This is a genomic window from Sphingomonas tagetis (assembly GCF_024211275.1).
GTDB lineage: Bacteria > Pseudomonadota > Alphaproteobacteria > Sphingomonadales > Sphingomonadaceae > Sphingomonas > Sphingomonas tagetis.
Window position 1 is genome coordinate 77,092 of sequence record NZ_JAMLDX010000020.1, and the last position, 6,789, is coordinate 83,880.

Here is a 6,789-nt window from a genome sequence, read left to right on the forward strand (position 1 = left end):
GCTTTGATCGGGACGCGACCGGCAGATGGGCAGACAATTGGCCACAATATTTGCTATCGTTCGCGCTTGATTCCCGCCGGAGGAAGCCGCTACCATCCGACGAACCGTCAATGCCTGTCGTAGGGCGGCGGACTGCGGAGGGGGCCTTGGAACAAGCGCAATATAAGACCGCTGGCGAACTGATCGATTCCGGGCCGATGACCGCGCTTCAGTGGCTGGTCATCTCGATCTGTTTCGTGATCGTCGCGATCGACGGCTTCGACACCGCCGTGATCGGCTTTGTCGCGCCGAAGATCGCGGCGGAGTGGTCGCTGCCGGCGGCGAACCTCGGCGCTGTGTTCGGCGGGGCGCTGTTCGGTTCGATCGTCGGGTCCGCGATCTTCGGCCCGGTGTGCGATGTCATCGGGCGAAAGCGGACGCTGGTGATCGCGACGGTCATGTTCGGGCTGCTGACGATCCTCGCCGGCTTCACCAACACGCTTTATCAGCTCATTGCCGTGCGCTTTCTGGCCGGAATCGGGCTGGGCGGCGTATTGCCGTGCGCGATCGCGCTGACGTCCGAGTTCGCGCCGGCCCGACGGCGATCTTCGCTGGTCAATGCAATGTTCTGTGGCTTCACCCTGGGTGCGGCGACGTCCGGGTTCATTGCGGCGTGGCTGATCCCAGCGCATGGCTGGCGCATGGTGTTCGTGATCGGGGGGATGCTGCCGATCGTCTTCGGGCTCATTGCCGCTTTCGCTTTGCCCGAGTCGCTGAGCTTCCTGGCGGCCAAGGGCGGCCGCGAGCCGGAGATTCGCAGGATGGTTGCCCGCATCGCGCGAGGCCGGGTTGCCGCCGATTGGCTGCCGATCGCCGAGCCCGCTGCGCACGGCGCCCCGGCAAGCGAGTTGTTTGCCGCGCGTCCGGTCGGCGGCACGCTGCTGCTGTGGCTCAGCGCATTTTGCGGCCTGCTCTCGATCTACATGCTGAACAGCTGGATGCCGCTGCTGCTCACCAATCAGGGTTATTCGATCAGCACAGCCTCGAGGATCGGCGCGATGTTCCAGGTCGGGGGCACATTGGGCGCGATCTTCCTGGGCTATCTGATGGACCGGTTTCGGCCCAACCGTGTCATCGCCGGCGCCAGCGTGCTGGCCAGCCTGTTTCTATTCGCGATCGGCTGGTTCTCGCATCAGCCCGTGCTGCTTGGCCTAGTCCTGTTCTGTGCGGGGGTTTGCATTCCGGGCGCTCAGGTCGGATCCTCCGCCTATGCCGCCAGCTGGTATCCGACGCGGGTCCGCGCGACCGGGATCAGCTGGATGAGCGGGATGGGGCGGATCGGATCGGTCATCGGCAGCATGGGCGGCGGCGCGCTCGTCGGGATCGGCCTCGGCATCGGCGGGATTTTCGGATTGCTCGCCATCCCGATGACTGTCGCCGGGCTCGCAATGGGTCTGCATGAGCGGATCAAGCTGAGACGCGAGCGCGATTGAGATCGCCAGCCGGTCTCGGGTAAGTTGACGCGGGCGTGCTCGCGGCGGTCATGCGATCCGCCATCGGCACGAGCTTTCGCTCATTGGCTGGCCGTCATCGCGCCGCCAGCGTGCGACAGATCATCCTGGTCGGTGCCCGCCCTTCATCCCCTCAGGCGACGATCTTGCAGGCCTGGGGCTCGACGAAAAAGGCGGGGTTGAGGATCGCGCTTTCCATCCGTTCGATCAGCTCGAACAGCTTTGGCACGACGGCCTGCCATTCCCTGTCGGCATAGAGCGCCGCCCGCTTCGCGGCGCGGTCGTTCGCATCGGCATATGCCCACAGGTGTACGATCTGGTTCAGCGCGCCGGTTTCGGTGGAATAATAGCCATAGGGCTGGCCCAGATGCCGGCGCTGCGGTTCCAAACCCTCCGCGCGGTACAGCGCCAGATAATCGGCAACCTTGCCGATCTTGAGCGTATAGGTGCGTGCCTCGATGATCATGTCGGTTCTCCAATTCGCTGGGCACGATGACTCGCCGGGCCGGCAAGACCGCTATTGGTCGCGCACGGTCGCGCCGCTCCTTTATCGTTCAGGGGATCTTGGCCGAAGCGACCGGAATCGTCGTATCGACCGATCGGCGGGGCGGCGGCGGGTTGAAGAGCCAGCCGAGCAGCGCCAGCGCGACAATGCCGCCGCCGGCAATCAACCATACCCGCCCGCTCGTCAGCTTATGCGGCGCGCTCGCCTCGCCATCTTCCGCGTCGGGTTGACGGATACCCGGCAACATCGAGCCCAGCACATTGTCGCGGTCGATGAAATGATGCTTCAGCGCTGCGGCGACGTGGAACAGCGCAAGGACGAGCAACCCATATGCCAGCCAGGCGTGGACGCCGCTCAGATGAAACGACAGCGCGCGCCGCAACCCGCCTTCCGCTTCGGCAATCACGGGGAAATAAGGAATGGGAACGAGGCCGAAAAAGAGCGAAGGCGCCCGGAACTCCTTGTCGAGCGATTCCGCCCATTGCGTGGAGATGTAGCTCCACCCAGACAGCGGCACGGTCACCAGAAGAATGTAAAGCGCCGCGTGCGACGCGAACGCCGTCAGTCGTTCCCAGCCAGGCATGCGACGGGGCAGTGCCGGAACCCTGCGGCGCGTGCGAAGGACAATCCGGAAGAACGCTGCCGCCAGCACGACCAGCCCGAGCGACTTGTGAAACTGGAAGATCGGGAAGGCGGCCGTCATCCGCCTGGGATCGTCGATCAGCTCCATCATCCACCAACCGGTTGCGAGCATGATTGCGATCAACAGCGCGCTGAGCCAGTGAATGACAATCAGGCCGGCCGGAAAGCGCCGGACCGCCGCTGCGTGGGACCGCGTTGCTTCGTGGTGATCCACCGTCATCCTGCGCTCCTGCCACAATTGCCGCATCACGCTGCGGCGTTCATGCTAACGATAGCACTTGACTAATGGACGGCAAGAGGCATTTCGAGCGCGGCGACAACCCGCGCGCGATTTACCGGGCGGCAGTCACATTGCGCGGCTGGCGGATGGCAGCGTTGGTGCGGGACCCGATTTCGCCAGTTCGGAGCGCGAGAAGCGGATCGGCGACCGCACGCCCGGGATGATTGTCCCCGCTTCATCGACCATCGAGAGCTGTAGTTGGCGATGGCGGATTTGCGGGTCGGCAAAAGCCTGCTCGACGCTGTTGATCGGACCCGCGGGCACGTTCGCGCGCTCGAGCGCGTCGAGCAAGGCGGCGCGCGGCCAGCGCATCGTGGCGGCGCGCACGACCGCATCCAACTCGTCGCGTGCGGCGAGCCGCTGGGCATTGGTGGCGAAGCGTTGCTCCGATGCGATCCCGGCCACGTCGCAAAAGCGCGCGAACTGGCCGTCATTGCCGACAGCGAGGATGAACCAGTCGTCCTGCGTCGGAAAGGCGGCGTAGGGCGCGATATTGGGGTGGGCGTTGCCGAGCCGGCGCGGCGATTCGCCCGAGGCGAGATAGTTCATCGCCTGATTGGCGAGGGTGCCGACCATCACATCGAACAAGGCCATATCGATCCGCTGCCCCAGATCCGTGCGTTCCCGCTCGGCGAGCGCCGCCTGAATGGCGATGACCGAGTAGAGGCCGGTCAGGATGTCGGCATAGGCGACCCCGATCTTCTGCGGCGCGCCGCTGGGCTCGCCGGTCAGGTCCATGATTCCACTCATCCCCTGGATGATGAAATCATAGCCAGGGCGCGCGGCATAGGGGCCGTCCTGGCCGAAGCCGGTAATCGAACAATAGATCAGACGCGGGTTGAGGCGGTTGAGACTTTCATAGTCGAGGCCGTATTTGGCGAGGCCGCCGACCTTGAAATTCTCGATCACCACATCGGTCCCGGCGATCAGCGCGCGGGCGCGCGCCTGCCCCTCGGCCGTGCGGAAATCCACCACTTCGCTGCGCTTGCCGCGATTGGCGGCGTGGAAATAGGCGGCCTCGCCGCCGCCGCCCGCCCGCTCGACAAAGGGCGGGCCCCAGCCGCGCGTATCGTCGCCATCGGGACCTTCGAGCTTCAGCACGTCGGCGCCCAGATCGGCGAGCACCTGCCCGGCCCAGGGGCCGGCAAGGATGCGGGCAAGTTCAACGACCTTCAGCCCGTCAAGCGGCGTTCCCATCAGAAGGCGGCGATACCGGTGATGGCCCGTCCCAGGATCAGCGCATGAACGTCATGCGCGCCCTCATAGGTGTTTGCCGTCTCCAGATTCACCATGTGGCGCATGACCTGATATTCTTCGGAGATCCCGTTGCCGCCGTGCATGTCGCGGGCAAGGCGAGCGATATCCAGCGCCTTGCCGACATTGTTGCGCTTGACCATCGACACCATTTCCGGCGCAAACCGCCCCTCGTCCATCAGCCGGCCGACGCGCAGCGACGCTTGAAAGCCCAAGGCGATGTCGCTCATCATCTCGGCGAGCTTCTTCTGGTAGAGTTGGGTCGCGGCGAGCGGACGGCCGAATTGCTTGCGGTCGAGCCCATATTGCCGCGCGGCGTGCAGGCAAAATTCCGCCGCGCCGAGCGCGCCCCAGCTGATCCCATAGCGCGCCCGGTTCAGGCAGCCGAACGGTCCCTTCAGCCCCTCGACGCCGGGCAGCAGCGCGTCGGCGCTCACGCGAACCTCGTCCATCACGATCATGCCCGTGGTCGAAGCGCGCAGCGAGAGCTTGCCTTCGATCTTCGGCGTGGACAGGCTCTTCATCCCCTTTTCCAGGATGAAGCCGCGGATCTGGCCGCCATGCGCTTCGGATTTGGCCCACACCACGAACACGTCGGCGAAGGGCGCGTTGGTGATCCACGTCTTGGAGCCGTGCAGCACATAATCGCCGCCATCCTGGCGCGCGACGGTGCGCATCGATCCCGGATCGGAGCCGGCATCGGGCTCGGTCAGGCCGAAGCAGCCGATCAGCTTGCCTGAAGCGAGGCCGGGCAGATATCGCTGCCGCTGTTCCTCCGATCCGTATGCATAGATCGGGTAGATCACCAGGCTGGACTGAACCGAGGCCATCGAGCGATAGCCCGAATCGACGCGCTCGATCTCGCGCGCGACCAGGCCATAGGCGACGTAGCTGGCGCCGGCGCCGCCATATTGTTCGGGCAACGTCACCCCCAGCAGGCCCGCCTCGCCCATCATCGCGAACAGCTCCGGGGCGTCGGTTTCCTCGCGGAAGGCATCGATGACGCGGGGCTGAAGTTCAGCCTGTGTGAAGCCGTGCGCGGCATCGCGGATCATACGCTCTTCTTCGGTCAGCTGGTCTTCGAGCTGGAACGGGTCTGCCCAATCGAAGCGGGTATGGTCGGCCATGTGCGATCTCCTTGCGCCGTCCATCCCTCAACGGAATAATGCCGCCAAGGTTGATTTTGCGCGCATATTATCGCATTTTGGAATGAAGATGCTTGACGGTGATTGTCTCGCCGCCTTTGTGGCTATTGCGGAAGCGCGCAGTTTCTCCCGCGCTGCCGACCGGTTGGGCATCGTGCAATCGGTCGCTAGCAAGCGGTTGTTGCGGCTGGAGGACCAGCTCGGTGCAAGATTGTTGGATCGCCGGCGTAAGAGCGACGTCCACCTTACCCGAACCGGGCGCATTTTCCTGGACGAAGCCCGAGCCACCTTGGCGCAGCTCGCCAAAGCCGAGCGGCTTGGCGTCAATCTGGCGCGGGGTCGAAGCGGGCCCATCAACATCGGCTATATCTTTTCGGCGGCGATGAGCGGAATGCTTACCGGGCTACTGGCCAATCTTCGAACGCTGTCGCCGGAACTGGTGCTGCATCCCCGGCTCATGGAGACGCCCGCGCAGCTGGCGGAACTGGCCGCCGGTCGGCTCGATATCGGATTGGTGCGACCCAGGCCGTCCTATCCGCCCGGCTGTCGGGCGGCGATCGTCCATAGCGAACCCCTGAAGTTGTGCGTGTCGGAAGATCACGTGCTCGCCAATTCGGCTTCGGTCCATCCGCGAGCCTTGGCGGGAGAGAAATTCGTTCTGCCACAATTCCATGAGCAGGTGGGGCTGATCGACAGTCTTGACGAGGTGTGCCGGGCGGGGGGCTTTGAGCTGTCAGCGCTCACTCGGACCGACGACTTCGTGACTGCCGCCGCACTCGCGGCCGCCGGAGAAGGCGTTGTGTTGGCGCCAGCTTCCCTCGCTACGCTTGGGATAGCGCGTCTGAGATTCCTCAATATCGTTAGTCTAAATTGTCAGATTTCCACCGCTCTCGTTTACAGAGAAGATGCGCCCGATTTTGCGCGCGCCATGCTCGAGCGTAAACGGTCACATTGCACGGGCGATTAGAGGTCGCTCTCGACGATAACCTTCTGGCACTGTGCGCATGGCAATGCCTTCCAAGGCCAAATCAATCAAAATGCGGAATCGAAATCGAGCCTCATTTTTGACGGTATTTTCGACGGTACACGTCCTTAATGACCAGCGTGTAATATACTGAAAAATAACATATTTCTCAATCTATTCGAGTCCGTCCCCGGGCACCATCAACCTATTGAAATAGAACGATTTTTTATCCGGCGCTGTAACGCCCGGAGTTGGCGTGTGTAGTTTTGGTGTAATTGGGTCACAGGGATGCACCGATTCGACGCTCAAGCTGATCCATCGCCTTGTCGATATGCGCTCCGTTTGCATGAGAGTAGCGTGCCACCATCGATAGGGTCCTATGCCCGCTAGGGTCAGGATCTGTAATTTGCAGTTGCTTGGCGGTTGTCCCTTGAGGGTCTCAAGGATCTGTCCGCACTCGCCGGCCGATGGGTCGGTGGTGCTGTATCGGGTCTCACAAGGCCGGACGT

Annotated in this window: 6 protein-coding genes; 2 read left to right on the plus strand and 4 right to left on the minus strand. The window is 63.4% G+C overall.

Features of this window, described 5'->3' with window-relative positions:
• Window positions 1-146: 146 nt before the first annotated feature.
• On the plus strand, window positions 147-1,472 hold the full coding sequence (locus M9978_RS19535; protein WP_254296198.1) for an MFS transporter: 1,326 nt from the start codon (window positions 147-149) through the stop codon (window positions 1,470-1,472).
• 151 nt (window positions 1,473-1,623) lie between these two features.
• On the opposite strand, the gene M9978_RS19540 is transcribed toward M9978_RS19535, so the two are convergent.
• From M9978_RS19540 to M9978_RS19555, 4 genes are all read right to left on the minus strand, one after another.
• Window positions 1,624-1,956: an NIPSNAP family protein gene (locus M9978_RS19540; protein WP_254296200.1), complete on the minus strand. Its 333-nt coding sequence runs from the start codon at window positions 1,954-1,956 to the stop codon at window positions 1,624-1,626.
• 88 nt (window positions 1,957-2,044) lie between these two features.
• Window positions 2,045-2,857, minus strand: coding sequence for a cytochrome b (locus tag M9978_RS19545; RefSeq protein ID WP_254296201.1), 813 nt, complete (start codon window positions 2,855-2,857; stop codon window positions 2,045-2,047).
• Between the two features lie 126 nt (window positions 2,858-2,983).
• Complete coding sequence (locus tag M9978_RS19550) at window positions 2,984-4,114, minus strand: CaiB/BaiF CoA transferase family protein (RefSeq protein WP_254296204.1); 1,131 nt, start codon at window positions 4,112-4,114, stop codon at window positions 2,984-2,986.
• The gene (locus tag M9978_RS19555) at window positions 4,114-5,298 is read right to left on the minus strand and encodes an acyl-CoA dehydrogenase (protein WP_254296206.1); all 1,185 of its coding nucleotides are present in this window, start codon (window positions 5,296-5,298) and stop codon (window positions 4,114-4,116) included. The genes M9978_RS19550 and M9978_RS19555 overlap by 1 nt, the downstream gene beginning before the upstream one ends.
• Between M9978_RS19555 and M9978_RS19560 the strand changes: the two genes are divergently transcribed.
• A complete protein-coding gene (locus tag M9978_RS19560) occupies window positions 5,297-6,283 on the plus strand; it encodes a LysR family transcriptional regulator (protein ID WP_254296208.1) in 987 nt (328 codons plus the stop codon). The genes M9978_RS19555 and M9978_RS19560 overlap by 2 nt on opposite strands.
• Window positions 6,284-6,789: the final 506 nt, after the last annotated feature.

Coding starts and splice junctions, on each gene's coding strand:
- M9978_RS19540 (WP_254296200.1), bottom strand. CDS start 1,956: ATGATCATCGAGGCACGCACCTATACGCTCAAGATCGGCAAGGTTGCC.
- M9978_RS19545 (WP_254296201.1), bottom strand. CDS start 2,857: ATGACGGTGGATCACCACGAAGCAACGCGGTCCCACGCAGCGGCGGTC.
- M9978_RS19550 (WP_254296204.1), bottom strand. CDS start 4,114: ATGGGAACGCCGCTTGACGGGCTGAAGGTCGTTGAACTTGCCCGCATC.
- M9978_RS19560 (WP_254296208.1), top strand. CDS start 5,297: ATGTGCGATCTCCTTGCGCCGTCCATCCCTCAACGGAATAATGCCGCC.
- M9978_RS19555 (WP_254296206.1), bottom strand. CDS start 5,298: ATGGCCGACCATACCCGCTTCGATTGGGCAGACCCGTTCCAGCTCGAA.